Source organism: Modestobacter sp. SYSU DS0904 (genome assembly GCF_054051115.1).
In genome coordinates, this window is record NZ_JBJHAQ010000001.1 from 43,419 (window position 1) to 68,837 (window position 25,419).

Consider the following 25,419-nt stretch of genomic DNA (forward strand, 5'->3'; position numbering starts at 1 on the left):
GACTCGGTACATCCGCACACGCCTACCCGACCCATGACCGTGCGGACTGCGCGGGCTGTTCTCCAGCGTCGCGGCGTGGGCCGATCTCAGGGCGTCGCCGACTGGACGTCGGTCCTCGTGAGCAGCAGATCGAGGGCACCGGGGCCGGGAGGCGCCATTGTCGGTCCAGCCGCACGGGCCGGTAGGCGGTGCCTGTTTCGTGGCCGTCCGGGCAAGGGCCGGGCCACCGAGTCCCCGGCCGTCACACATGCGTCGGTCGACGGCCGGTGATGTGTCACTTGCGTGACGCTGGCGCCAGTGCCGGATGGCGAGCCGGTCCCCCGGGGATTCCCCGGGGGCGGTCCGCCGCAGGGGTGGACCGAGTCGCCGTGCACATCACGTCTCCGGCCCTGAGCCGGGTGAGGAGAGCACCATGACCGAGGCACACCGCGCGCCCCGCCGGCCGGCACCCGTGCGGAGTTCGCGGACCACCCGCCGCCGTCTGCTGGCGCTGCCAGTCACCGGAGCGGCTGCACTGGCCCTCGTGCTGTCGGGCTGCGGCGCCGATGAGGACGCTACGAGCGCCGTCGACGCGACGGCCTCGCCGACGACGGAGTCCCCGACGGCGGCCTCGCCGACGACGGACTCCCCGACGCCGGACTCCGGTACGTCCGCGGCGAGCGGGACGGCCCTCCAGCCGGGGCAGCTGATCGTGGGCGGGACGTCGGTCTTCGAGCTGGCCGCCCGGTCCGACGCCGACGCCGTCGGAGAGCTGGCCGAGCTGGCCGGCGCTCCGGCGTTCGGCACGGAGCTGCCGGTGCTGTCCGTTCCGACCGACGAGGGGTTCTGGGTCGGCACCCCCGACTCCGGCCGCATGTGGGTGCAGCTGACCGAGCAGGGGGAGTCCCCGGCCGACGTGGCACCGGGGGACGTGGTCACCTTCCAGGGCATCCTGGTGTCCCACGACGAGGCGTTCGTCCAGGGCCTGGGCCTGCCGGAGGAGGAGGCGACCGCCCTCACCGACATCGGCCACCACGTCGAGGTGCCGTCGGCCGGGGACCTGACCATCGACTGACCGCGGGTGCCGGGGACCCGCCGCGGGGACACTCGCGGCGCGGCGGTGGCAGCCGTGGCCGGGGGCGTCACCGCCGCCCTGGTGCTGGCCCACCAGGGGGTCGACGTCCTGGTCGTCGACCGGCACGAGGGGCTCATCCGCGGCCGCGCGCGGTGCACCAGGACGACGAGTCCGCTCCTCCGACGGCCCGCTGTCCGGCGACGAGGTCCCCCTCGTGCGGCAGTCTCACCGGCATGCACGAGACCCCGGAACGCGAGGCTCTGCTGTCGTCCTTGAACCACCAGCGCGCGCACGTCCTTGACGTTCTCGAAGGGTTGACCGAGAAGGAGCTGCGCCGGTCCGTCGTCCCTTCGGGGTGGACGCCCTTGGGCCTGCTCAGCCATCTGACCATCGACGTCGAGCGCTTCTGGTTTCGGGTCGTGGTCGCCGGTGAGCGGCTCACCTTCCCCTCCGACGACCAGGTCTGGCGCATTCCCGAGGACAGGCGGGCCAGTGACGTCGTCGAGGCCTACCGGGCCGAGGCGCGCCGCAGCGACCGCTTGATCCGAGCACGAGCCCTCGACGCACCCTCGGCGCGCTGGCCGCTGACGGCCTTCCCCGGGACGCCCGACCTGGACTTGCGCACCACCGTGCTGCACGTCATCACGGAGACGGCCGGCCACGCCGGCCACCTCGACGTGGTGCGCGAGCTGATCGACGGCCACCAACACCTCGTCATGACCGAGTTCAGCGACCCTGACGCTGGCTCCGCCAACCAGTTCTCGCCGGAGGCGTCTCAGTGAACGACCTGCTACCCGGCGCCGACTCGCTCGGGGCCCTGACCGTGTTCGTCACCGACGTCGGGGCCGAGGTGGCCTTCCACCGCGACGTCCTCGGGTTGGCCGTTGCCTTCGCTGACGCCGACTCGGCGGTGCTGATGCTCGGGCACACGGCGCTGAACCTGCTGTCGGTCGATGAGGCCGAGGAGCTGGTCGCCCCGGCCGCGACGAGCGCTATCAACTTCCACGCCCAGATGATGCTGACCATGTGGGTGCACGACGTCGACGCGGTCTGCGTCGAGCTGACCCGCCGTGGGGTGGACCTGCTCAACGGGCCCGTGGACCGACCGTGGGGCAAGCGCACTGCCGCTTTCGCCTCTCCCACTGGGCTGGGGTGGGAAGTCGCGCAAGACCCCTGAGCAGCGCTCCGGGGCGCCTGGCGTCGGGAGCCCTCCAGCCGACCGATGGCTTCCAGATGCCGATCCTCTTGCGGCTCTGCCGTATGCCGAGGTCAGGTTGCAGAAGCCGCAGGACCGTCGGAATCCCGTCCGGGTCAAGGAGGTGCGGGGTACCCGCCAGTACCGGCGGGTGTCTCGTGCCGGGTTCAGGGGAGGCTCGGTACTGACACACCCGGCGGCAGGGCCGATACAAGTTTCCACGACATCGACACGAGCCCGCTGCGCTCGATCGTCTAGAGGTGGCCCACCCACCGAGAGGACCTCGACCCGTGATCCGGATCAACATCACCAGCGTGTTCGTGGACGACCAGGCCAAGTCAGAACTCGGTGGCGCGGTGGGATGGGGACGACTGTGCTGTTCGTGAACTTCGGAGAGGGCTGAGACGACGAGGGCGACGGTGCGGTTGTCGTCGGGAGCCAGGTGGCGCAGGAGTCCCTGGACGGTGGTTCCCGGCAGCTCGACCAGCGCCTGGGTCAGTCGTATCCGTATCGCCGGGTCAGCGGTCGGTGACCTGCGGTCTCCCGGCGGCAGCCCGGCGACAGGATTGCTGCGTTGAAGGTGCGCACGCGGGTAACCGCCCCTCATGGACGATGACGGTGCCCGTACGAGATTGGAACTTCACGAGCCTGGATTCGATGGGGAGCTGGTGATCGAGGACCGTCACGATGGGCGTCGAGTGCGGGTCTCCGGCACTCGACCGCAGGATGGTGCAGCGGTGGTCAAGGACGTGCCTGCGGATCGAGACCCGGAGTTGGCGAAGCTCGTCGAGCTTGTCGTCGGCGGCGACGACGGGGCCGCAGTCAGACTGCTGGCCCATGTCGGCGTGTTGGACCCCGCCTAGCTGTACCCGACCAGGACGTTGGTGACGGTGGGGCGGGGGTTGGACTGAGAAGAACCTCCGAGTGGGGTGTGTGGCTTGTCGAAGGCCCATCCGCCCGGAGGTTCTCGTGCCCCACGGTGATGCCTGCACCACCGCTCACGGCCACGAGCTGGTCGTCGGGACTGCCCCTGCTCAGTTGATCCCTCCCTACGAGGGGGCCACTAGCGGACGTCGCAAACCAATGCCCAGCCGACGGCGACTACGTCGACACCGAGAACGCCACCGATGCCGCCCTGGCGAAGGTCGGCGGGCTCACGACCGTGCTGGTCCGCCCACCGGTGATCCTGGGCGCCGGCGACACGTCGGTCTGGAACACGCTGCAACCGAAGGCCGTCCTCGGCGGTGAGCGCCGGGGCAACCCGGCGAGGACCTGGCCGTGGGTGCACGTCGATGACCTGGCGGCCTTCATCGCGGACGTTGCCACGGGCGCCGTCGCCACCGCCGACGACCCGGACCGGGGCCCGGTGGCCGGCGGGACGACCCCGGTCATCGTCGCGGGCGAGTCGGCGACGCGGGGGGACCACCTCGGCACAGTGACCGACGCTCTGGGGGTCGCGCCCCAGTGGTCCGACGAGCCGGTGTGGACCGGACAGCTGCTCACCGACCGAGCACGCGGGTGGAGCTGGGTGCCGCGGGTGAGCCTCGCGCGGGCCATGGACGGGCTGCGGCGGGGGCTGACGACGCACGCGTGACCGTTCCGAGGTACGACCCAGCGGAGTGAGGACGGCCGGCAGGCTGTGAGTTCGCGCAGGCCCGCGTGATCGACCCCGCCGACGACCCAGTCCTGGGAATCTGACGATGGGTCCGCCACCTCCACGGCCCATAAGCTCACGGCATGGCTTCCAACCGCAAGCCGCTCGACGACCTGCGTGAGACCGTCGGTCGCCTGGGAGATCAACTTCCGCGGTCCGGGCTGCGGGGCGTGGACGACCTGGTGAGCGACCTCTTCGGCGGCCGCCCCGGGCCGGCTCGGCCGCTGGTGGCGATCCAGGCAGAGCTCGATGGGCTCATCGGGCTCGAAGCGGTGAAGGAGCAGGTGCGGGCGCTCGTCGCCTTCCTGCAGGTGCAGGCGCGCCGCAAGGTGCACGGCCTGCCCGAGGCGGCGACGTCCCAGCACCTGGTGTTCCTCGGGAACCCCGGTACGGGCAAGACCACGGTGGCGCGGCTCCTGGCCGAGATGTACCGGGCGGTCGGCTTGCTGCAGAAGGGGCACCTGGTGGAGGTCGATCGGGCTGCCCTGGTCGGGCAGTACGTCGGAGCGACCGCGATCAAGACCGACCGCGTGATCCGCCGGGCACTCGACGGCGTCCTGTTCATCGACGAGGCCTACTCGCTGGCCCCGGAGGGCGACGGCCGGCTGGACTTCGGGCCGGAGGCGGTCGAGGTGCTGCTCAAGCGCATGGAGGACCACCGCCACCGCCTGGTGGTGATCGTGGCCGGCTATCCCCGGCTCATGGAGTCGTTCCTGCGCTCGAACCCCGGCCTCCGCTCGCGGTTCGCTCGTGAGATCGAGTTCCCCGACTACTCGACGGAGGAACTCGAAGCGATCTTCACCAACATCGTGGCCCAGCACGAGTACGTGCTGGAGCCTGGTGCTGAGGTGACGCTCCGCCGCACCCTCGCTGGCCTGAGTTCTGATGAGGAGTCCGGCAACGCGCGCTTCGCACGCACGCTGTTCGAGCAGTCGCTCAACCGCCAGGCGCTGCGGCTGACGCGGGACAAGGGCCGGAGTGTGGATGCGCTCGACCGTGCCGACGTGTCGACGCTCACCGCGAGCGACCTCACCGAGGCTGTCCGCACGCTGGGCGAGTAGTCAACGTGTGGAGCCGAACTCTCCGATGACGACGCTGGCTCGGGTGGCGTCCAGGACGGTGGTGACGTCCCGGCTGTGACTCGAGCCTCCGCCGAACCGTCGGTCCCGTGGTGACAGCCGGTCGGACGCCGGCCCCACCCCGGCGTGGTGCGGTCCCGCTGTGCCCGCCGCGTCCGGGCGGGGTGGCGACACCTCGGCGGTCCCGCCAGTGGCGGACCGGCATGCCGGTTGGTGTGCCCCGATCAGGGTTCAGCGCTGGTCGCGGCGCAGCGGGTGGTCGTCGGGAACCTCGACCACGGCGATCCGGACGCCGTCGGGGTCCTCGATCCACATCTCGACCAGTCCCCAGGGTTCTGCTCGAGGCGGTCGCGTCACCGTGACACCGACGTCCGCCAGCCGCTCGTGTTCCCGGGCGACGTCCCGTACCTGCAACCAGAGGCCCAGCCCCACAGGTGGCTGCTCGGCACGACCAGAGACCTCGAGCAGGCCGTTGCCGAGGAAGTAGACGACGCCGCGATGCTCCGGTGGGCCGAACTCCCGGTAGACGGCCAGGCCGAGGACGTCGCCGTAGAACGCGTGTGACCGCGCCGGCTCGGTCGGTCGCAGCAGGATGCGGCTGCTCAACACCTCCATCGCAACATCTTCCGTCAGGCGTGCGGTTGCTCCGCGGAAGGCTGCGCCGCGGGCCAGTTCACGCATCGGATGAGCAGCCCCGCAGGGTGACGTCACCGCACACACAGGCGCGCCGGCGTTGCGGTGGCGGGACGTCGACCCAGGCACCGGCACGCGTCGCCGTCCGCCGCAGCGGGAGCGAGTCGAGGAAGGGAAGCGCCCACTGAGCGGTCCGCGGGTCGGTGGCGCTGGACCTGCTCCGGGGCACCATCCTGGTGCTCGGCGCCTTCGACGGTACAAATCGTCACCACGAGGTCTCACGGCGGTGCAGGGAGGCCCGCGTGGACCTGGGCACAGGAACACCCCGGGCCCCTGCCTGCAGGAACACCGGGTACGACTGTGTCCGAGGGGGGACACGGTGCTTCCGCAGACGCCTGCCCAATCGGGACCGTGCGCTGGTCAACACCGTTGTTGCTTACCGTGGTACGACCTTCCTGCCGTTGCCCGGAAAGGGGTCGATCGTGCGGCTTGAGGTCAAGGCGACCGGCCGGTGGACGGTGAGCACCAATGCGGTCGACGACGCAGACAACCTTCGCCACGGCGAACCTGTTGTCGGGTCAGGCGACAGCGTGCTCCTCTACGAGGACCCGGGCGGCATCGCCCACATCACCGGCAATCAGGCCAGGAGGCACTTCGCCGTCGTGGCCCGCCCCACCACTGCCGATCGAGGACGGTCGCTGGTCAACAGTCGACGACTACGCGGGTTCCGTGCCTTGCCCGCCGGGCCTGATAGCCGTCGTCGTCCGTGCTGTGGGGGAGTGGACCATTGACGTTTCGTGAGGCTGAGCTCGTAGCCGCCAATGATGCGAACGCCCGAGAGATGCCAGTAGAGGATCGATCGATGCCCGGGAGACCTTACCGACGGCGAAACACGTACTCCGCGAAGATGCCGTCCTCGGAGAACTCGGCAACCTCGATGGTGAAGCCGGCCCGCTGCGCCAGGGCTTCGAAGAGCCAGGTGTAGGTCGAGTGCTCGTCCCGAACGTGCTCCTCGTAGTCAGCGCGGCTCCATCCCTTGCCATCGTCGGGTCCGCCGGTGGCGCACCATGCCTCGAGGCGGTCCTCGGCCTCGTGGGGCCCGAATGAGTAGATGACATCCCAGACCCGCAGGAGTCCGCCGGGGCGCAGCGTCCGGTGGATGCGTGCCAGAGCTACGCCTTTCCAGAAGTCGGGCAGGTGGTGCAAGGCGTACCGGCTGTAGACGACGTCGGCGGCTGCGCCTTCGTGCTCATAGTCCAAGAAGCCGGCTTGCACGACGTCAACGTTGTTGACCTGCTCGCGGGTGAGCTTGGCCTGCAGCTCGGTAATCATGACCGGAGACACGTCGACGGCGACGACCCGATCGCAGACGCGTGCCGCCGCGACCGCGAACTGGCCGGTGCCCGTCCCCAACTCCACGACAACGGACTCCGGACTGAGGCCCCACTGCTGCAGTAGTGCCACCTCGCGGTCCGGGGAGGCGTCCTCGATCGCGTCGTACCGGGCCACGTGCTGGGCATCGAGATTCTCGCGCCCGGCGCTGGCCACCTGGTCCAGACGCCAGCCGGGCTGGGAAGCGTTGTCGGTCCGGGGCACGCCCGGAACGCTAGTGGTCAGGGACCCCGCAGCGAGAGGGTCACCGGAGCACGACGACGGGCCGCCCACATGGAGACCCACTGCTAGCGAAGATCAGTCGTTGGGCGAGCGACTGCAGGCCGTCGGCACCTGTCTCACAGGGGAACGCTCAACGGGAAGGATGCAGGTCAGGCGTTGCGCCGTGCGGCGGACGTGCCGTATGCCCGTCCGGTGGAGATTACCGCAGGGGGCGCTAATCGGTACGACTGCTGCCGCACCCTGGCCTGATGCTGGTGGTGACAGGCTGGCACCGCGCCCGGTTCAGTCCATCCCTGCCAGTGCCTGGATGACTTAGACGCGTCCGAGGCCCACGGCCAGGCGGTCGTTCGACAAAGTCCTCCAGGCATCCAGCGGACGTGCCGACGTCAAAAGCAGGAGAACCCCCGCCGGCCTGTGGGCCGTGGGGGTTCAACTCGGTGTCCGAGGGGCGACACGCTACTTACGCACGACTGCCACTCACTGATACATGACGGGCACCAGCAGGGACTTGGCGGTCAGCTGCCCCACCTGAGAACACGCAGGACGTCCCTGACAAGCCGTCCGCGGCGAGTCGATCCAGCTTGTTGATGTGCGGTCACGTCAGAGCTCGGTCACGGTGATGCGGGCGCCCGGATCCTCGTCCGCGCCGGTGGGGCGCTTGGATGCCGTGATGCGGTCGACCCGTACGTCGTCCGCTTCCACGCGCAGCCCTGTCCCTGGTCGCACGCCGATTACGCCGACGAGGGCATCGATCGCCGCCTTAATCAAGTTGTCGAGGTCCGGCTCGCTACGCCCTCTCTGGTCCTGACCGAGCAGAAATTCGAGGTCGACTTGCGCTCGACACCCGGCCGGAAGCGTGCAGCCGGTGAACGCCGACCGGACGTCCGCCTTCCATCGCTGATCGTTGGTGCCCGCCGAGTAGCCGGTGGGCCTGCCACGGATCACCCGTTCGAAGCGGCCGGCTGCCGGCACACAACCATCACCGCCACGGCGCTCGGGTTGCTGCGGTCGGTGCAGCGGCGGGGGCGGCGCGACGATGTAGCCGACTTCTACGTCGCCGTAGACCTCCAGCGAGCGGCGCCGGTGGTGCCACAGCCACGCCAGGTGAGCGCACACGACGGCGTCCAGTTCGTCTTCCATGCGGGTGAGGTCACCGGGGCGCGGCGAGGCGAGTACTTGCTTTAGGTGGCCCCATCGCGGACTACTGGCCAGGTCCAACTCCGGGATGGACTCAAGGTGCTGCACGAACGACCGGAATCCCGGCGCCCGTCCTTGATGGTTGCCCTTCTTGTAGTCCAGGCGGTACGGAAGCTGGAAGAGACCCACGAGCGCAGGATGCGGATAGACCTCGATGCAGACGCCAACGTCACCACCGGTGGGCGTCTGGGGATCCACCGCCCACCCCAAGCGCTGAGCCAACCTCATGGCGCGCGTGTCGCCGCCTGGAAAGCGGGTGCGGTTGGAGGTGTGGGCAGACGCGCCGAAACCGCCGAACGCCTGACCTATCAGCTTCTCCGGAACGCGTTGACCGGTTTCGTTGGGCACGATCAGGGGGGCGTCGACGGCAGCGACGACGACCCGACCGGGCTGTGCCGCTACCCATCCGGTGATCTCGTCGTCGGTCTTGAGCCGTCCAGATGCGGTCAGGCGACCTGTGTCGTCAACCGCCGCCACTCCTGTGGCACCGGTCGTCCAGCCGAGATCGACACCCAGGAAGAACGACGTGCTGTGGGTCGCCTCCGCACTGATCATCTTCACAGTCTGCCAAGCGGTGCTCCCTCCAGTGACGGCGCGGGACCGCCCCCAGTTCAGCCGATCTCTTGCAAGTGAGTGAACGACCAGGACCCGTCCAAGAACCACGGCAAGCCGGTCGTTCGATGAAGCCCTCAGCCATCACGCAGACGTGCCGACGCCAGGAACGGGAGAACCCCCAGCGGCCGGTAGCCGTGAGGGTTCAACTCGGTGTCCGAGGGGGGACACGGTACTTCCGCACACGCCTGCCCATTCGGGGCCTGCGAGGCGGACTGAGCCGCTGACCTGCATTGATTGATCCGGATGGCGCCCCCTAGAGACATGGCTCAGCGCCGCTTGGCTGGTTCCGACGGCTGAGCGCCTGCGATCTCCCGGTTTCAGGGACTGATCACATGGAGGACGGCGTCCCACATGTCGGGCAGCTCGTTAGAGCCGACGCTGAGCCCGAGCTGGTCTGTGAACCGGACCGACGACGGCCGGTTGAAGAGTGCCGGAACTCGGACGGGGTTGGGCCAAGAAGTCCGTACCGGGTGATCTTCATGCCCGGCTCCAAGGGCGTCAGGAGCTCGGGCATCACAGGAGTTGACGGGCAGCTCCGGCTTGACGGAGCTCACATGATGGCTGCCCGTCATGGCCAAGCAGGCAACGGCAACAGCTGTGCGCTTGTAGGCGTTGTTCACTTGTGTGAGGGCGGCGGGCGGCCTCCGGGCTGATCCCTCGGGGTCCTTGCTGAGGTCGACTCCTCGATAGGGCTGGACGCCCTCGATCAGGTCGACTTCGGTTCGGCTCACATTGGTCAGGGGGCCTTCGTCAGGCCATGTCTTCTGCACGCGGTTGCGCCAGAAGCGCCCGAGGTCCAGGACCCGGACCGGCGAGTGGGGGACGCCCAACTCGTCGAGGTGGGGGATCCGGGCGTCGAGCTCTGCCTCGTCGGCCACCTCGAAGGCGAGGTGGTCGAGGCCGGTGCGGCGGCGGTCGAACGGCTCGGACGATGATCCGTCGTCGGGCCGGTAAAGCCCGAGCACGAAAATGTGTTCGGCTCGAGCAGGACACGCGGCGAGCCGGCGCCTTCCGCGCTGTACCGACGGATCTCCTGCAGGCCGAGGACGCGCTGGTACCACTGGGCGGCGGGTCAGGCGTCGAACTCGTCGTGCGCCCGGAGGAAGGCCAGCCGCTCCTCCTCGGAGAGCTCGAGGCCGGCCGCGGCCCGGGCGATGTTCGCGCCGAAGTAGGACTCCCGCGGTGCCCCGGGGCGCGAACAGCAGCAGCATCTCCCTGCGTTCCCCGGAGGCGTTGCGGAAGGCGTGCACCCCGCCGACGGGCACGTGCAGGAAGTCCCCGGCCGTGGCGTCGTACCAGTCGCCGTCGTAGAGCTGGACGGTGCCGGACAGGACGAAGAGCGACTCGGAGATCGTGCGGTGGACGTGCGGGCCCGGGCCCGTAGGAGGGCCCGTCATCGTGTCCGGGTACAGGCCGAACTCGCCGTCGGTCTGCACGGCGGTGGCCAGGAACCTGATCTCGGTGGCCGGGCCGACCAGCTCCGGTGCGGTGCCAGCGCGGCGCAGCCGGCCGCTCCGTTCGCCCTCGTCACCGCGATACCTGACCGCCGGGTAGCCGGGCGCGTCCGGCTACCCGCCGGTCCAGCCTGCCAGAGCGGCGGGCTGGGCGGATCGGTCTTGCTACCGGCTCAGCGAGCGGTCGCGGAGGGCGTAGGCCCTCTCCCGGAAAGTCGCGACGATGCGCGCCTCGTCGAGGCCCACGACCTCACCGCCGTCCACCAGGACGCGACCGCCGACGACGGTGTGCGTGACGTCGCCGGCCCGGCTGCTGTAGACCAGCGCGGCGGCCGCGTCGTACACCGGCGCGGTGTGGGGGCGGTCCAGGTCGACGACGATCAGGTCGGCCGGTGCGCCGACCGCCAGCCGACCCACTTCGGGGCGGTGCATCGCGTCCGCGGAACCGGCCGTCGCCAGGTTCAGCGCCTCGCCGGTGGTGAGGAAGGTCGGGTCCTGCGTCGCCTGCTTGTGGATGGCGGCGGCGAACTTCATCTCCTGGAACATGTCCAGCGAGTTGTGGCTGGCCGGCCCGTCGGTGGCCAGCCCGACGGTGACCCCGGCCTGCAGCAGCCCCCGGAGGTCCATCGTCCCGGACACCAGCTTGGCGTTGCTGATCGGGCAGTGCGCCACCTTGACCCCGGCGCCGGCGAGCAGCGCGATGTCGGTCGCGGTGAGCTGCGTGCAGTGCGCAGCGGTCACGTCGGGGCCGAGGAAGCCGAGGTCGTCGAGCCACTCCACCGTGGTGCGGCCGTAGGTCTGCTCCATGAAGGCCTGCTCGCGCAGCCCCTCGGCTACGTGGGTGTGGATCGGCAGCCCGCGGTCGGTGGCCAGCTCGCGCAGCGCCTTCCAGAGGTCACCGGTGCAGGAGTAGGGCGCGTGCGGGGACAGCCCGAGGCGCAGCCGGTCGCCGTCGACCCCGGCGGCGACGGCGACGGCAGACGCCGCGTCGAAGTCCTCGACCGCCTTCCACGACCACGGGGCCACGTCGGCGTAGACGCCCCGGTCGGCGAAGCCGAAGCCGAGCGTGGCCCGTAGCGGGAGGTCCGTAAGGGCCCGGACCTGCGGGGTCACCGCGTATGCGTCGAAGTGCTCGTTGAAGCTGGTGATCCCCGCCTTGGCCATCTCGACAAGGCCGCACATCGATGCCCAGTAGAGGGTCTCGTGGTCGAAGTTCTGCTTGAGCCGCCACATGGTGTCCAGCCACGCGAACAGCTCGGTGTCCTCCAGCAGGCCGCGCAGCAGCATGTTCGACGCGACGTGGGTGTGCGAGTCCACGAAGCCCGGGAGCACCGCCGAGCCCGAGGCGTCGATGGCCCGGGTGGCGCGCACGGGCACCGAAGCGGGGACGACGTCGGCGATCACCCCGCCGTCCACGAGGACCGTCGCCCCCGGCAGCGGGTCGCCGCCGGTCATGGTGAACACGGTCCCGCCGGTGACGGCGAGGTCGCAGGTCCGTTCGGTGGTCATGCCAGTGCTCCGGAGGGGGACGGGGTGCGGAAGCGGACGAGCCCGAGCTGCTGGAGCCGGCAGCCCAGCTGCAGGAGGGTGCGGTCGGAGCCTGGGGCCCCCAGGAGCTGGGCGCCGACGGGGAGGCCGGTCTCGTCACCGGGCCCCACGGGGACGACCAGCGAGGGGCAGTGGGCGACCGAAGTGAGCACCGACCAGTCGCACAGCGACTCCGCCGGCACCTCGACGCCGTCGACGGTCGCCGTGCGCTGCGCGGCGGGGACGTCGGACAGCAGCGGGGCGGTGGTCGCCACCGCCGGGCAGACCAGCGCGTCCACCGCGCCGGGGCCGCTGAAGACGCTGACCTCCCAGGCGGCGACGACGTCGGCCTGCTCCTCCAGGTCGGCGAGCAGCGGCCGGGCTAGCCCGAGGTCCCCCGCGCCGTGGGCGATCTGGGCGGCGACGAGGCGGCCGTACAGCTCCGCCTCCGGCCGGCCGGCCTTCGGCGGGGTGACCGGAACGATGTCGCAGCCTGCGTCCGCGGCCTCGGCACACCACCGCTGGAGGGCCCGGCGGGTCTCATGATCGGTGGCTGGCCACACTGGGGGGAGCCAGAGGCCCAGCCGGGGCGCGCGCTCCGGTGGGGAAGCCGTGTCCGCCGGTCCCGGGTGCAGGGCCGCGCCGGCGAGCAGGGCGTCCCAGGCAGGGAGCAGCTCCGCGCAGGTGCGGGCCGTCAGCCCTACCGTCGCGGCCGGCGGTTCCAGCCGCAGCCGGGACGGCCAGGGCAGGTGGCCCCGATTGGAGACCAAGCCGTGGGTGGGCCGCAGCGCCGCGACACCGCACCAGGCCGCCGGCATCCGCACCGAGCCGACCATGTCGCTGCCGAGGTCCAGCCGGGAGTGCCCGGCCGCGACGGCGGCCGCACCGCCGGAGGACCCGCCTCCGGTGCGCGTTCGGTCCCACGGGTTGCGGGTGTGCCCGAATTCGGCGGACCGGGCCTGGTGGTCGGCGAGCCGCTCCGGGACGTTGGTCTTGCCCACCACGACGCACCCGGCCGCGCGCAGAGCGGCGACGGCGGGAGCGTCCCGGTCCGCGACGTGCCGGTGCCCGGGCACGCCGTCGGCGGTGATCAGGCCGGCCACGTCGAACGCGTCCTTGACCGTGAGCGGCAGCCCGGCCAGCGGCGGGAGGGACCCGCCGGACCACCGCCCGGCGTCGATCGCGGCCGCCTCGGCGAGCGCCGCGGGTGCCGGCCGCACCACCGAGTTGACGGGGTCCTCCGGCCCGTCGCGGTCCTGCGCGAGGGCGGCGAGCGCGCCGCGGACGGCGTCCTGGGCCGTGGTCGGAGGGCGGGTCAGGTTCGGCGGCACCGCGACTCCCTCGGCGACAACTCGGGCGGCTGTCGGTGCGAGCGACGTTATGGACGCCGGATGCGTTCCGGGCGTCCGCGGTGTTCCCCTTGCGATAACTCCCGGGATCTCGAGGACGCCGTCCGGACCGCCGAGGGGAAGGTTCACGGCACAGAAACACGGCCGCACACAGGGGCTGACATGCCCGTCGCATGCTCGGCGGGTGACACCCCACCTGCCGCCGAGTGCGGGCACGATCGACCGGCTGACCGCCACCGACCGGGCGTACCTCGAGGAGTGCATCCGGCTCTCCCACGCTTCCCGGGCCGAGGGTAGGCACCCCTTCGCCGCGCTGGTCGTGAGCGGGGACGGCGACGTCATCGCCTCCGCGGGCAACAACTCGCTGCCGCCGGAGGGGGACCCGACCCAGCACGCGGAACTGCGCGCGGTAGCGGCCGCCGCCCGCCTCCTCCCGCCTGAGGAGATGAACCGGGCCACCCTCTTCACCAGCGCCGAGCCCTGCGCCATGTGCTCCGGGGCGGTGTATTGGACCGGCGTCTCCCGCGTGGTCTACGCGCTGTCGGAGCACCGGCTCCTGGCGCTCACCGGCGACCACCCGGAGAACCCCACCTTCTCCCTGCCCTGCCGCGAGGTCTTCGTCCGCGGCCAACGGGACATCGAGGTCGTCGGCCCGCTGCTGGAGGACGAGGCAGCGACCGCCCACGAGGGTTTCTGGGGCTGACGGCCTAGTGCTCACTGCGCCGCTCGTTGATGGTGCGGAGCACCGCCTTCCGGCCCCGGCCGAGCTCGTCCTTGGCCCGCTCGGCGCGGTCGAGCTGCGCCTCGTCCTCCATGGCGGCCACGCGCTGCGTGCCTCGGGAGTGGGGACGTCGATCAGCTCGGCGCCCGTGTGCCCCTGCCGGGCCGCCTCGGTGTTGTGCAGGTGCTGGCTCGCCCCCGACCGCTTCGCCCGGTCGGTGGCCTGCTTCGCCTCCTCGCTGAGCAGCTTCCAGGCGGCGTCCGCAGGCAGCGCGCGGTCCCTTCCCCGTCGCAGGCCAGGGCGCTGCCGTCCGCGGTGTGCCAGTCCTGCTCCGTTCACTCAACGAGGTGCTGCTGCGACGGGGGCGCTCGCCTTCGTGCCGGTAGCCTCCGCACTGCTTCTCGTACTCTGCCGTCAGGAGCTGGCTCTTGCGGGTCCTCCACCGACCCGGCCCGCCGCCCCGGTCGCCGGGCTTGGTCTCCTCCTTGAGGAGGGCCCACAGCTCGGGCTCGTGTAGTCGTCCGCGTAGTCCTCCGCCGTCTTGCCGCTCATCGCCCGGTGCTACCCGCCGGAGTGGGAAGGGTGAACGTCGGCCCGGGGGGCTAGCGGGGCCGGCGAAGTCCGCCGGCCGGAAGTGCCCGTCGGACAGCCGACCCTCGATCTGCAAGAGGCTGCAGCCGGTGAGCTCGGGCATCCTCCGGTACAGGAAGACGAGACCGGCGATGTTGAACGCGGCGTACAGCCAGAACGTCTGGCCGGTGCCGATCGTGTCGATGATGGCCAGCAGCGTGTGGGTGATGAGCAGGTGCGTGCCCCACAGAGAGGCCGACTGGGCCGCGGCGCCGGCCTCGCGGGTGGCCAGCGGGTAGATCTCCGAGCCGGTGAGTCAGCCCATGAGCTGGATCCCGCCGGCCGTGAAGGCCATGAAGACGATCAGCGTCGCGACGATGTAGAGGACTTGTGCCTCGCCGTCGTTGCCGGTGACGAAGAAGGTACCGAGCACCGCCAGCGCCAGCGCGGCCCCGGCAGGGTCAGCCGCCGCCGGCCCACGCGGTCGATGATCGCCAGCAGGATCAGCTGGGTGACCAGGGTACGTCGAACCCAGGGCGACCGGCACCCGCAGCGCGGCGGTGTCGGAGAAGCCGTTGTCGGTGAGGATCGTCGGGTAGTAGTAGACGATGCATTTTCGATGCCCGACTGCTGGGTAGAGATCGCCAGGCCGCACCCGACGACGAGCGCCGGCCGGACCCACAGCTCGCGCAGCCGCGCCAGCCGCTCGCCTTCGCCGTCCGCTCTGCCTCGACCGGCTCGTCGATCCCCCGCAGCTCAGGGGGAGGCGTCGGCGCCGGCGGGGCGGACCCGCTCGAGCGCCTCCCGCGCGCGTCCTGCCCGGCTTCGACCAGCCAGCGCGGGCTGTCGGGCCGGCGCAGCATCAGCCCGAGCACCAGGGCGCTGGGCACCACCGCCGCGCCGCTCGCCACCCGCCAGCCGACGCTCTCGCTGGCACCGACGATCGTGGCGATGACGAGGCCGACGCCGATGGCGATCTGGAAGAACAGCATCAGGCGGCAGCGATAGCGCCAGGCAGCTCCAGCGAAGGGGCTCCGCGCAGCGCCGGCGAACGGGAGAGTCCGATCACCGCGTCCGAGCGCACCGCCGCGCCCATCCCCGGTACGTCCGGCACCGACACGTAGCGGGACGACGGCGGTGGGCTGACCGGAGCGGTTGTGGTCGTGGCGCTGGTGTCGGCCATCTCCGGCCTGCTTCACGGCTACGACACCGGGTCATCTCCGGGGCGCTGCTGCAGATCAGCGACGAGTTCGGCACCGGCAGCGGCTGGGAGCAGGTGATCGGCGCCCCGGTGTGCAGCCCGCTGAACGAACCGCTGGGCCGGCGCCGGACGCTGCTGATCGTCGCCACGGTGTTCGTCCTCGGCTCGCCGCGTCGCTGTCGCCGGACCCGGTCACCCTGTCGCTGTCCCGAATCGTCATCGGCTACGCCGTCGGCGGGGCGACCCAGACCGCCCCGGTGTACGTCGGGGAGCTGGCTCCCTCCGCCACCGTACGGCCGGGAGCAGGTCGCCTGCCGACGGGGCCACGCCGACCCGGCGGCGTCGCCACCGGTGCAGCGGTGCACCGGTGCCTGGTCGTCACGTGCTGGGAACCGTTGCGCAACGTCCGCCCGGTGTCCTGTCCGGACACCAGCGGGTGACGTCCGCCCGCCCCTCCGAGAGGACACCTGCATGAGCACGATCGCCGAGCACCAGACCGACGGAGCGGTCCGGGAGAACCGCCACCCCGGGCCTGCCCACCTGGTGCTCTCGGAGCAGCCGGGTCTTCCGGCGCTTCTGGTACGCGGTGTGCTTCGCGGACGCGGTGCAGGAGGGGCCCGTGGCCCGCACCGTCCTGGGGACCGAGCTCGTGCTGTGGCGTCCGCAGGCCGAGGGGCCGGTCAGCGCGGCGCACGACCGCTGCGCGCACCGGGACGCCCCGCTGTCCATGGGCTCGGTCGCCGATTGCCACCTGGTCTGCCCTCACCACGGGTGGGAGTGGGACGCGCAGGGACGGACACAGCGGATCCCGCAGTTCCCGACGGCGCCGTTCCCCACGAAGAGTGGGCTGACGATGGTCGCCGTCCAGGAGCGCTACGGGATGGTGTTTATCTGCCTGGCGACCGAGGCCGAGGGCGGTCCGATCTGCGACATCCCGACGGTGCCCGAGTTCGATGACCCGGCCTGGCGGGTGGTGCCCGAGCGGGAGTGGGCCTTCGGTTGCACGGCCATGCACCTGCTGGAGAACAACTTCGACCCGGGCCACGTGGCCTTCGTTCACCGCGGCAGCTTCGGCGACCCGGACCTCGCCGAGCTCACCGACAGCACCGTCGTCCCCACCGCCTACGGGCTGGAGGTGCGCGCCGAGACGCCGGTGGCCGCCCGTCCGGGCGAGACCGGCGCCACGGTCCGGCGGACGGTGTCCCGGCTGCACATGCCGTTCTTCGGCGTCATCACGATCACCTATCCGGACGGCCTGCAGCACATGATGGTCAAGGCCATCACCCCGGTCGACGACGAGCGCAGCGTGAACATCCAGGTCGTCTTGCGCACCGACCGCGAAGAGGACCGGACGGCCGCCGACATCGTCGCCTTCGACGACATCGCCGAGGAGGAGGACCGGGTCCTGCTCGACCGGATCCGCGGGTCCTATCCGCTGGCTCCGCACCTCAACGCGCATGCCAAGGCCGACCGCGCCTCGCTGGCCATCCGGCGGCGGTGGACGGATCTGGTCACGGGCCGCTTCACCCCTGACGAGTGACCGTCCCCGGGTGACCGGGCCGGGCGGTCATCCGTAGAGGCCGGGCGGCCGCTCGGCCGACTCCAGCCAGGCGCTCCGGCGCTCGAACAGGCCGGGCACCAGGGCACGGACGCGACCGACCAGCTCGCCCAGGTCGGCGGTCACCAGCTCCCCGTCCTGCACCACCACCTGGCCCGCGACCATGGTCAGGGCGACGTCGCTGCCCCGCACCGCGTGCACCAGGTTGTGGTGCACGTTCGCGTACGGCCCGCTGCCGAGCAGCGGGGTCATCCGCGGCGTGTCCGCGCGGACGGCGATCAGGTCGGCGTCCTTGCCCCGCTCGAGCGAGCCGATCCGCTCGTCCAGCCCGAGTGCGGCGGCCCCGCCACGGGTGGCCATGTGCAGGACGTCCCAGGAGTCCATCGCCGCGGCGTCCATGTCCCGCAGCTTGCCGAGCAGCGAGGCCACCTTCATCTCCTCGAACATGTCGAGGTTGTTGTTCTCCTTCTCCCCGTCGGTGCCGAGGCCGACGTGCACGCCCGCGGCCAGGAGCTCCCGGACCGGCGCCATGCCGCTGGCCAGCTTCATGTTGCTCACCGGGTTGTGCGAGACGCCCACCCCCCGCTGCGCCAGCAGCTCGACCTCCGACTGGTCCAGCCACACCGCGTGGGCGATGACCGCGCGGGGCACGTCGAGCAGGCCGAGCCGCTCCAGGGCGAACATCGGCCGGGCGCCCACCTTCGCCTCGAAGTCGGCCACCTCCACCTCGGCCTCGCTGCAGTGCGTGTAGAAGCCGGTGTCGTAATCGCGTGCCAGCTCGGCCGCCCGCTGCTGGCCGGCCCGGTCGGCGTAGAAGGGGTGCTCCAGCCCGACCCAGGGGACGATGCGCCCGCCGGCGGCGCCCGACCACTCCCGCAGCATCCGCTCGTTGTCGTCGAGGCTGTCGAAGTAGTCGTGGTCGGGGTGCGCGCCGACGTAGTTGACGGTGACCAGCCGGTTGCCCAGCTCTGCCGCAGCCCGGGCCGCGCCGTCCATGTAGCGCCACATGTCGACCACCGTGGTGGTGCCCGACAGCAAGCCCTCGGCGTAGCAGAGCCACGCTGCCGCCTCGGCCTCCGCCGGACGCAACACCCGGTGCATGGGGTCGATGTGCAGGCGCAGCCACTCCCAGACCGGCAGGTGCTCGGCGGTCCCGCGGAGCATGCCGGAGTGATGGTGGGCGTTGACTAGGCCGGGCAGAAGCACGTGGCCGCGCAGGTCGACCCGCTCGGCCGCCGGGTGCCGGGCGGACAGGTCCGCGGCGTCGCCCACCTCGGCGATCGCGCGGCCGTCGACCAGGACGGCGGCGTCGGCGAGCACCGACCTGGCGTCGTCCATGACGACGACGTGGTCGGCGGTGATCAGGCGGCTGGGCATCGGACTCCTCGGGACGGGGAGCTCGACCCTAGGGCCGGAGAACCGGGGCGACCGCGGGATGTCGTGCACGTCACGCGGCCTGGAACGGCTGTTGACACGTTCGCAACGCGCGCCTGACGGGGCCGTCATCGGCCCCGGCGAGATTCTTCCCCGTCACGAGCCCGGCACCCGCCGGGAGGCCTGCAGCAGGCCGCCCCGCCGTGGCGACGGGAGGAGGACGCCATGGTGCAGGTCACGACCGCGGTCGCCCGCGCACGGCCGTGGACCGGGCAGCGGACAAACGACCGGACCTGGCGCAGGCGGTCGGCGTCCCTGGCCGGACGGCTGACGCCGCTCGCCGGTCCGGTCGTGGTCCTCCTCGGGTGGGAGCTCGCCGCCCGCACGGTGCTGGCCGGCAGCTACGCCCTGCCTGCACCGACCGAGATCCTCGCCCGCTTCGTGCGGGACCTGCCCTTCGCGTGGCCGAACGTGCAGCAGACGGCGTTCGAGGCCGCCATGGGCTGGCTGTGGGGCAACCTGGTCGCCGTCCTCGCCGCCGCGGTGTTCGTCCTCGTGCGGCCGGTCGAGGCGATGCTGTTCCGGGTCTTCGTCGCGCTGTACTGCCTGCCGATCGTGGCGCTGGCCCCGATCCTGGGCGCGGTCCTCTCCGAGCCGCTGGCGCAGATCGTCATCTCCGCGCAGGGCGTCTTCTTCACCACCCTGATCGCGATGATGCTGGGCCTGCGCAGCGCCTCGCAGACGAGTCTGGACCTGGTCACCGTCTCCGGTGGGGGCGGCTGGCGGCAGCTGCTGCTGGTCCGGGTGCACGCCGCCCTGCCGTCCCTGTTCGCCGGCCTGCGGATCGCCGCGCCGGCAGCGGTGCTCGGCGCGGTCGTCGGCGAGTACCTGGGGGCGCGGTCCGGGCTGGGGGTCGCCATGGTCTACAGCCAGCAGTCCCTCGACGTCACCCGCACCTGGGGCCTCGCGCTGTCGGTGACGCTGCTGGCCGCCGCGTTCTACCTGCTGACCGTGCTCGCCGAGCGCCTCCTCGTGCCGTGGGCCACCCACGGCACCGCCCTGCAGGCCCTGCCGGCACCGGCGGTGCGCCGCGGCGGACCGATCCGGCGCACGTCCGCGGCGCTGGGCTCCGCGGTGCTGAGCGTGGCGCTGGTCCTCGTCCTGTGGCACCTGACGGTCGTGCTCAGCGGGCTGAGCTCCTACTTCATGAAGACGCCGGTGGACGTTGCCGCGCACCTGTTCACCGAGGCCGACGCCGCGGCCAACCGCTCACAGCTGGGCTCGTCCCTGCTGGTGACGGTCCGGGACACGCTGCTGGGCTACGGGGCCGGCACGCTCGCGGCCCTGGGGCTCGCGACGTCGATCGCGGTCAGCCGCACCGCCCGGCGTGTCGTGCTGCCCTTCACGATCGCCCTGCGGGCAGTGCCGCTGGTCGCCCTCACGCCGCTGTTCGTGCTGCTCTTCGGCCGCGGTGTCGGGGTGGTCCTCTTCATCGGTGGCCTGGTGACCTGCATCCCGACGCTGATCACCGTGGTCACCGCCATGGACCGGACGCCGACGGCCGGGCGCGACCTGGTGACCGTTAACGGCGGCAGCAGGTGGCAGGCCGTCGTCCGGGTGATGCTGCCCTCGGCCCTCCCGGCGGTCTTCGCCGCCGCCCGCGTCGCCGCCCCGACCGCGCTGCTGGGCGCGCTCCTGGCCGAGTGGCTGGCCACCGGCGAGGGGCTGGGCTCGGACATGCTCCGGGCCGCCGCCGGGGCCCAGTTCGGCTTTGTGTGGTCCGGCGTCGCCGCCATCACCCTCGTCGCCTTCCTCCTCTATGCGCTGGCCACGGCCGCCGAGTCCGCCTCCCTGCGGCGCCTCGGTGGCTGAACCACCCCGCCGGCCTCCCGTCCCCCGCACCTCCGTGAAAGGACCAGCCATGCCCGCACGACCGTCCACCCCGAGCCGGCGCCGCCTGCCTGTGCTGGCCGCCGGCCTCGTGGCCCTCGCGCTGGCGGCCTCCGGCTGCGCCGGGAACTCGTCCGCCGAGAGCGAGGCGCCGTCGGCGGACGCACCGCAGGACCTGACCTACCAGCTCGGCTGGCTGCCCACGGTCGAGTGGGGCGCGAACTGGATCGCGGACGCGGAGGGCTACTACGAGGACGAGGGCGTGGCGTTCGACTGGCTGCCCGGTGGTCCGAACGTCTCGCCCGACACCGTGGTCACCGCCGGCACGGCCACCGTCGGCAACGCCAGCGCGGAGGTCGTCGCGGCGGCCGTCTCCGAGGGGGCGCCGCTGAAGATCATCGGCGCGGGCTTCAAGCGCAGTCCGTTCAGTATCGTGAGCCTGGCGGGCACGCCGATCGAGACGCCCGAGGACATGCTCGGCAAGCGGATCGGGGTGGCCGCGGCCAACCAGACCCAGTTCGAGCTCTTTCTCGCCCTGAACGACATCGACGCGGCGGACCTCACCGTCGTGCCGGTGCAGTTCGACCCGTCGCCGGTCGCCAACGGCGAGGTCGACGGGCAGGTCGTCTACTCCATCAACGAGCCGGGACAGCTGAACGTCCAGGGCATCGAGACGCACACCATGCTCTTCGCCGACCACGGCTTCGACGTCCTCACCGACGTCTACTTCGCGACCGAGCAGACCATCGAGGAGCAGCCGGAGCTGCTGGCCGCCTTCCTGCGGGCCACCCAGCAGGGGTGGACGGCGCTGTTCGAGGACCCGCAGAAGGGTGTCGACCTGACCGTCGGCGAGTACGGCGGTGACCAGGGCCTGGACCCCGAGCAGCAGCTGCTCGAGGTCGAGGCGATGAAGGAGCTGGTCCTGCCCGAGGGCAGCGACGAGCCGGTCGTCATGAGCGAGGAGCAGATGCAGGCCACCGTGGAGACGATCGCCGAGATGGGTGTCGACATCTCCGTCGACGAGCTCTTCGACACGACGGTCCAGGACCTGCTGTGACGGCTGCCGTCGCGCCGCCGGCGGTCGGCATCGAGATCACCGGGCTGTCCAAGGAGTTCCGAACCGGCAAGGGCGCGGTCCTGGCGGTGGACTCGGTCGACCTGACCACCGGTCCCGGCAGCTTCATCTCGCTGCTCGGCCCGTCCGGCTGCGGGAAGTCGACCGTGCTTCGCATCCTGGCCGGGTTGGAGGAGCCGACGTCGGGCGGGGTGTCGATCGGCGGACGCACCCCGCGGCAGCTTCAGGCGGCCCACCAGATCGGCATCGCGTTCCAGGAGGCGGCGCTGCTCCCATGGCGCAGCGTCGCCCGCAACATCCGCTTCCCGCGGGACGTCGCGGGGGAGCGGACGCCGCCGGAGCGGATCGACGAGCTGATCGATCTCGTCGGCCTGCGGGGGTTCGAGGACGCCCGGCCGGCACAGCTCTCCGGCGGCATGCGGCAGCGGGCCGCCATCGCCCGGGCGCTGGTCAACGAACCGTCGGTGCTGCTGCTCGACGAGCCGTTCGGTGCCCTGGACGACATGACCCGGCAGCGGCTGAACTTCGAGCTGCAGCGGATCTGGACCGAGACCCGGCCGACCACGTTGATGGTCACCCACGGCATCGGCGAGGCCGTGCTGCTCTCGGACGTGGTGGCCGTGATGAGCGCCCGGCCCGGTCGGGTCGTCGAGGTGGTGGAGGTGGACCTCCCGCGGCCGCGCACCCCGGAGACGCTGCGCTCCGCCCGCTTCCACGAGCTCCAGGACCACCTCTCCTCGCTGCTGTTCACCGGCGTGGTCCCGGCGGCGTCGTGAGCGTGCAGATCGGCGCACTACCGCTGCGCGACGGGCGGGCGGCGAGATTCCTGGACGGGTCGCCCAAGCGGCTCCTGGTGCACGGGGAATGGGTGCCGGCGGTCGCGGGAGAGACCTTCGAGACGGTCGACCCGGCGACGGGGGAGGTGCTGGCCGAGGTCGCGCGAGCCCGCGCGGCCGACGCCGACGCGGCGGTGACCAGTGCGCTGCGGGCCTTCACGTCACCCGAGTGGGCCGGGATGACCCCGGCCACCCGGGCGGCGCTGCTGTGGCGGGTGGCCGACCTGATCGAGGCGAACGCCGACGAGCTCGCCGCGCTGGAGACCCTCGACCAGGGCAAGTCCTGGCGCACCTCCCGGCTCGCCGAGGTCCCCGCCGCGGCCGCCCAGTTCCGCTACTACGCGGGCTGGCCGACCAAGGTGCTCGGCGACACCATCCCTACGTCGCTGGCCCGCACGCCACCGGGGCGGGAGCTGCTCGCCTACACCCGCCGCGAACCGGTGGGCGTGGTGGCCGCGATCGTCCCCTGGAACTCGCCGCTGCTGATGGCCGCGATGAAGCTGGCCCCCGCGCTGGCGGCCGGGTGCACCGTGGTGCTCAAGCCGGCCGAGGACACCCCGCTCACAGCGCTGCGGCTGGGCGAGCTGCTGCTGGAAGCGGGCCTACCGCCGGGCGTGATCAACGTGCTCACCGGGTTCGGCGCGGAGGTAGGCCAGGCGCTCGTCGAGCACCCCCTGGTGGCCAAGGTGGCGTTCACCGGCTCCACCGAGGTGGGCAAGCGACTGGTCACCACAGCGGCGCAGACACTCAAGCGGCTGACCCTGGAACTCGGCGGCAAGTCGCCGTCGATCGTCCTGCCCGACGCCGACCTCGGGGCGGCGGTCGAGGGGATCTCCCGCGGGATCTTCGACAACGGCGGGCAGGTCTGCGTGGCGAGCGCCCGGGTCTACGCCCACCGAGACGTCTACGACGATGTCGTCGCCGGCATGGCCGCCTACGGCAGGGGGCTGCGGCTCGGCCACGGGCTGGAGCCCGGCACCGACCTCGGGCCGCTGGTCAGCCGCGCCCAGGCCGACCGGGTCAGCGACTTCGTGACCGAGGGCGCGGCCGACGGTGTGGAGGTGGTCACCGGGGGTGGCCGGCACGGGGCGCTGGGCACTTTCGTGGAGCCCACCGTGCTCACCGGCGTGCGGCCGGACGCCCGCCTCATGCGAGAGGAGGTGTTCGGCCCGGTCGCGACGGTCACGCGCTTCGACGACCTCGACGAGGTGGTCCGCTGGGCCAACGACTCGCGCTATGGCCTGGCCGCCAGCGTCTGGACCGAGCGGCTGGGCGACGCGCACCGGCTCGCCCGCCGGCTGCAGGCCGGGACGGTCTGGGTGAACTGCCACTCCTTCCTGGGCCCGGAGCTACCCAAGGGCGGCCACAAGGAGTCCGGCTGGGGCTACGAGAACGGGCCGCAGGGCCTGGAGAACTACCTGGAGACCAAGACCGTCGTGGCGGTGATCTGAGTGGCCAAGCCCCTCTCGCTGGGCGTGTTCGAGATGATGAACCCGAGCGTCGGGATGCCGACCTGGACCCATCCCCTGGGTAGGGGCGACCGCTGGGACTCGGTGGAGCACTGGGTGCAGCTCTCCCGGCTGCTGGACGGCGCCAGCGTCGACTTCCTGTTCTTCGCCGACACCTACGGCTACCCGACGATCGACGGCCGGCTGCCCGACGCGGTGGCCGAGCACGGTATCCAGTTCCCCGCGCTGGACCCGATGCTGCTCATCGCCGCGCTGGCTCGGGAGACGAAGTCGCTCGGCTTCGTGGTCACCTCGCCGACGACGGTGGAGCGGCCCTACGCCACGGCACGGCGGTTCGCGAGCCTGGACCACTACACCGCGGGCCGGATCGGCTGGAACATCGTCACCGGCAGCTCGCAGTCGACCACCGACGAGCTCTTCGGCCTGCAGGACACCGGCACGCACGACGGCCGCTACGACGCCGCGGACGAGTTCATCGACCTGTGCCTGGCGTTCTGGGAGGGCGTCTGGGAGGACGACGCACTGGTCCGCGACCCCGCGCGCAACCTGTACGTCGACCCGCGCAAGCTGCACCCGGTCGACCGGCAGGGGCGCTGGTTCTCCGGGGCCGGGGTCTTCGCCGTCCCGCCGTCGGTGCAGCGCAGCCCCGTGCTGTTCCAGGCCGGCACCTCCGACCGCGGTCGCGCCTTCGCCGCCCGCAACGCCGAGTGCGTGCTGATCCAGGGGCAGTCGATCGGCAAGGCCAGCGAGCACGTCTCCGACATCCGGGCGCAGGCGGTGGCGCACGGCCGGGACAAGGATGACGTCAAGGTGCTCACCGGCGCGACCATCACGGTCGCACCCACCCGCGAGGAGGCCCACGCCCGCCGGGCGGAGCTGGAGCGGCTGTACATGCTCGAGGACGCCGCGGTGATCTTCGCCGGCTTCACCGGCGTGGACCTCACCGGGATGGACCCCGCCACGGAGCTGACCGACATCCGCTCCGACCAGGGGCAGACGCTCATCGACCGGTTCGTCCGGCCGGGCGCGCCGGTGCCCACCGTGGCCGACGTGCTGGACGGCTTTCGGGTCAAGGCCAACCGCGGCTTCCAGATCACCGGCTCCCCCGAGGACGTCGCCGAGGAGATCGGGCGGATCGCCGTCGGCACCGACGTCGACGGCCTCCTGCTAGAGCCGACCTTCGGCGGCACCGGCGCCTACGCCGACGTCATCGAGCTGGTGCTGCCGCTGCTGCGCGAGCGCGGGTTGTGGTCCGACAGCCCGGCCGGCAGCCCCCTGCGCAGCCGGCTGACCGGCGGCCCCGACGGCCGGCTCGCCCCCACCCACCCCGGCGCACGCTTCCGGCCCTGAGCCG

Annotated in this window: 22 protein-coding genes and 3 pseudogenes; 13 read left to right on the forward strand and 12 right to left on the reverse strand. The window is 71.7% G+C overall.

Annotated elements, in window-relative coordinates; translation table 11 throughout:
- The first annotated feature begins 412 nt into the window (after positions 1-412).
- The 6 genes from ACI79U_RS00215 to ACI79U_RS00240 all read left to right on the forward strand — a co-directional run bounded on the left by ACI79U_RS00215 (position 413) and on the right by ACI79U_RS00240 (position 4,964).
- Positions 413-1,054 carry a hypothetical protein gene (locus ACI79U_RS00215; RefSeq protein ID WP_457065344.1) on the forward strand — a complete coding sequence of 214 codons (642 nt, stop codon included), beginning with the start codon at positions 413-415 and terminating at the stop codon, positions 1,052-1,054.
- 233 nt (positions 1,055-1,287) lie between these two features.
- Positions 1,288-1,836: a DinB family protein gene (locus tag ACI79U_RS00220; protein ID WP_457065342.1), complete on the forward strand. Its 549-nt coding sequence runs from the start codon at positions 1,288-1,290 to the stop codon at positions 1,834-1,836.
- Complete coding sequence (locus ACI79U_RS00225) at positions 1,833-2,231, forward strand: VOC family protein (RefSeq protein WP_457065340.1); 399 nt, start codon at positions 1,833-1,835, stop codon at positions 2,229-2,231. The genes ACI79U_RS00220 and ACI79U_RS00225 overlap by 4 nt, the downstream gene beginning before the upstream one ends.
- Before the next feature lie 755 nt (positions 2,232-2,986).
- Entirely contained in the window at positions 2,987-3,112 is a 126-nt protein-coding gene (locus ACI79U_RS00230; protein WP_457065338.1) for a hypothetical protein, read from the forward strand.
- 299 nt (positions 3,113-3,411) lie between these two features.
- Positions 3,412-3,843, forward strand: coding sequence for a hypothetical protein (locus ACI79U_RS00235; protein ID WP_457065336.1), 432 nt, complete (start codon positions 3,412-3,414; stop codon positions 3,841-3,843).
- Positions 3,844-3,986: 143 nt separating this feature from the next.
- Entirely contained in the window at positions 3,987-4,964 is a 978-nt protein-coding gene (locus ACI79U_RS00240) for an AAA family ATPase (RefSeq protein WP_457065334.1), read from the forward strand.
- A gap of 249 nt (positions 4,965-5,213) precedes the next feature.
- Here ACI79U_RS00240 and ACI79U_RS00245 read toward each other — a convergent pair whose 3' ends face one another.
- From ACI79U_RS00245 to ACI79U_RS00275, 7 genes and pseudogenes are all read right to left on the reverse strand, one after another.
- Positions 5,214-5,663 (reverse strand): VOC family protein, encoded by a 450-nt coding sequence (locus ACI79U_RS00245; protein WP_457065332.1) that lies wholly within the window; start codon positions 5,661-5,663, stop codon positions 5,214-5,216.
- An 828-nt stretch (positions 5,664-6,491) separates the two neighbouring features.
- Positions 6,492-7,211, reverse strand: a complete 720-nt coding sequence (locus ACI79U_RS00250; RefSeq protein ID WP_457065330.1) for a class I SAM-dependent methyltransferase — start codon at positions 7,209-7,211, stop codon at positions 6,492-6,494.
- 618 nt (positions 7,212-7,829) lie between these two features.
- Positions 7,830-8,981, reverse strand: coding sequence for a DUF429 domain-containing protein (locus ACI79U_RS00255; protein WP_457065328.1), 1,152 nt, complete (start codon positions 8,979-8,981; stop codon positions 7,830-7,832).
- Positions 8,982-9,358: 377 nt separating this feature from the next.
- Positions 9,359-10,006, reverse strand: a complete 648-nt coding sequence (locus tag ACI79U_RS00260; RefSeq protein WP_457065456.1) for a hypothetical protein — start codon at positions 10,004-10,006, stop codon at positions 9,359-9,361.
- Positions 10,007-10,255: 249 nt separating this feature from the next.
- A pseudogene (locus tag ACI79U_RS00265) lies at positions 10,256-10,438 on the reverse strand (cupin domain-containing protein); the annotation flags it as partial.
- A 222-nt stretch (positions 10,439-10,660) separates the two neighbouring features.
- Positions 10,661-12,004 (reverse strand): amidohydrolase family protein, encoded by a 1,344-nt coding sequence (locus ACI79U_RS00270; RefSeq protein WP_457065326.1) that lies wholly within the window; start codon positions 12,002-12,004, stop codon positions 10,661-10,663.
- Complete coding sequence (locus tag ACI79U_RS00275; RefSeq protein WP_457065324.1) at positions 12,001-13,353, reverse strand: amidase family protein; 1,353 nt, start codon at positions 13,351-13,353, stop codon at positions 12,001-12,003. Before ACI79U_RS00275 ends, ACI79U_RS00270 begins: the two co-directional genes overlap by 4 nt.
- Positions 13,354-13,555: 202 nt before the next feature.
- Between ACI79U_RS00275 and ACI79U_RS00280 the strand changes: the two genes are divergently transcribed.
- Positions 13,556-14,074: a nucleoside deaminase gene (locus ACI79U_RS00280; RefSeq protein WP_457065322.1), complete on the forward strand. Its 519-nt coding sequence runs from the start codon at positions 13,556-13,558 to the stop codon at positions 14,072-14,074.
- Positions 14,075-14,807: 733 nt separating this feature from the next.
- Here the strand turns inward: ACI79U_RS00280 and ACI79U_RS00285 are convergent.
- The 4 genes and pseudogenes from ACI79U_RS00285 to ACI79U_RS00300 form a co-directional block, all read right to left on the reverse strand.
- Positions 14,808-14,963 (reverse strand): annotated as a pseudogene (locus ACI79U_RS00285) (hypothetical protein); the annotation flags it as partial.
- A 15-nt stretch (positions 14,964-14,978) separates the two neighbouring features.
- The gene (locus tag ACI79U_RS00290; RefSeq protein ID WP_457065454.1) at positions 14,979-15,317 is read right to left on the reverse strand and encodes a hypothetical protein; all 339 of its coding nucleotides are present in this window, start codon (positions 15,315-15,317) and stop codon (positions 14,979-14,981) included.
- Positions 15,318-15,420: 103 nt separating this feature from the next.
- A pseudogene (locus ACI79U_RS00295) lies at positions 15,421-15,654 on the reverse strand (MFS transporter); the annotation flags it as partial.
- On the reverse strand, positions 15,654-15,845 hold the full coding sequence (locus tag ACI79U_RS00300; RefSeq protein ID WP_457065320.1) for a hypothetical protein: 192 nt from the start codon (positions 15,843-15,845) through the stop codon (positions 15,654-15,656). The gene ACI79U_RS00300 and the pseudogene ACI79U_RS00295, both read right to left, overlap by 1 nt.
- Before the next feature lie 637 nt (positions 15,846-16,482).
- Here ACI79U_RS00300 and ACI79U_RS00305 point away from each other — a divergent pair.
- Positions 16,483-17,403: a Rieske 2Fe-2S domain-containing protein gene (locus ACI79U_RS00305; RefSeq protein WP_457065318.1), complete on the forward strand. Its 921-nt coding sequence runs from the start codon at positions 16,483-16,485 to the stop codon at positions 17,401-17,403.
- A gap of 27 nt (positions 17,404-17,430) precedes the next feature.
- Here the strand turns inward: ACI79U_RS00305 and ACI79U_RS00310 are convergent, their stop codons facing one another.
- On the reverse strand, positions 17,431-18,798 hold the full coding sequence (locus ACI79U_RS00310; protein WP_457065316.1) for an amidohydrolase family protein: 1,368 nt from the start codon (positions 18,796-18,798) through the stop codon (positions 17,431-17,433).
- Positions 18,799-19,020: 222 nt separating this feature from the next.
- On the opposite strand from ACI79U_RS00310, the gene ACI79U_RS00315 reads away from it, so the two are divergent.
- The 5 genes from ACI79U_RS00315 to ACI79U_RS00335 are packed head-to-tail and all read left to right on the forward strand — an operon-like array spanning position 19,021 to position 25,415.
- A complete protein-coding gene (locus ACI79U_RS00315) occupies positions 19,021-20,667 on the forward strand; it encodes an ABC transporter permease (RefSeq protein WP_457065314.1) in 1,647 nt (548 codons plus the stop codon).
- Between the two features lie 49 nt (positions 20,668-20,716).
- Positions 20,717-21,742, forward strand: a complete 1,026-nt coding sequence (locus ACI79U_RS00320) for an ABC transporter substrate-binding protein (protein ID WP_457065312.1) — start codon at positions 20,717-20,719, stop codon at positions 21,740-21,742.
- Positions 21,739-22,536, forward strand: a complete 798-nt coding sequence (locus ACI79U_RS00325) for an ABC transporter ATP-binding protein (protein ID WP_457065310.1) — start codon at positions 21,739-21,741, stop codon at positions 22,534-22,536. The genes ACI79U_RS00320 and ACI79U_RS00325 overlap by 4 nt, the downstream gene beginning before the upstream one ends.
- Positions 22,533-24,047 carry an aldehyde dehydrogenase family protein gene (locus ACI79U_RS00330; protein ID WP_457065308.1) on the forward strand — a complete coding sequence of 505 codons (1,515 nt, stop codon included), beginning with the start codon at positions 22,533-22,535 and terminating at the stop codon, positions 24,045-24,047. Before ACI79U_RS00325 ends, ACI79U_RS00330 begins: the two co-directional genes overlap by 4 nt.
- Positions 24,048-25,415: an NtaA/DmoA family FMN-dependent monooxygenase gene (locus ACI79U_RS00335; protein WP_457065306.1), complete on the forward strand. Its 1,368-nt coding sequence runs from the start codon at positions 24,048-24,050 to the stop codon at positions 25,413-25,415. It begins immediately after the preceding gene.
- The last annotated feature ends 4 nt before the right edge of the window (positions 25,416-25,419 follow it).

What these genes read in the sequence shown, in the direction of transcription:
- ACI79U_RS00215 (WP_457065344.1), top strand. Translation starts at nt 413, where the DNA reads ATGACCGAGGCACACCGCGCGCCCCGCCGGCCGGCACCCGTGCGGAGT.
- ACI79U_RS00220 (WP_457065342.1), top strand. Translation starts at nt 1,288, where the DNA reads ATGCACGAGACCCCGGAACGCGAGGCTCTGCTGTCGTCCTTGAACCAC.
- ACI79U_RS00240 (WP_457065334.1), top strand. Translation starts at nt 3,987, where the DNA reads ATGGCTTCCAACCGCAAGCCGCTCGACGACCTGCGTGAGACCGTCGGT.
- ACI79U_RS00245 (WP_457065332.1), bottom strand. Translation starts at nt 5,663, where the DNA reads ATGCGTGAACTGGCCCGCGGCGCAGCCTTCCGCGGAGCAACCGCACGC.
- ACI79U_RS00255 (WP_457065328.1), bottom strand. Translation starts at nt 8,981, where the DNA reads ATGATCAGTGCGGAGGCGACCCACAGCACGTCGTTCTTCCTGGGTGTC.
- ACI79U_RS00270 (WP_457065326.1), bottom strand. Translation starts at nt 12,004, where the DNA reads ATGACCACCGAACGGACCTGCGACCTCGCCGTCACCGGCGGGACCGTG.
- ACI79U_RS00300 (WP_457065320.1), bottom strand. Translation starts at nt 15,845, where the DNA reads ATGGCCGACACCAGCGCCACGACCACAACCGCTCCGGTCAGCCCACCG.
- ACI79U_RS00310 (WP_457065316.1), bottom strand. Translation starts at nt 18,798, where the DNA reads ATGCCCAGCCGCCTGATCACCGCCGACCACGTCGTCGTCATGGACGAC.
- ACI79U_RS00315 (WP_457065314.1), top strand. Translation starts at nt 19,021, where the DNA reads ATGGTGCAGGTCACGACCGCGGTCGCCCGCGCACGGCCGTGGACCGGG.
- ACI79U_RS00320 (WP_457065312.1), top strand. Translation starts at nt 20,717, where the DNA reads ATGCCCGCACGACCGTCCACCCCGAGCCGGCGCCGCCTGCCTGTGCTG.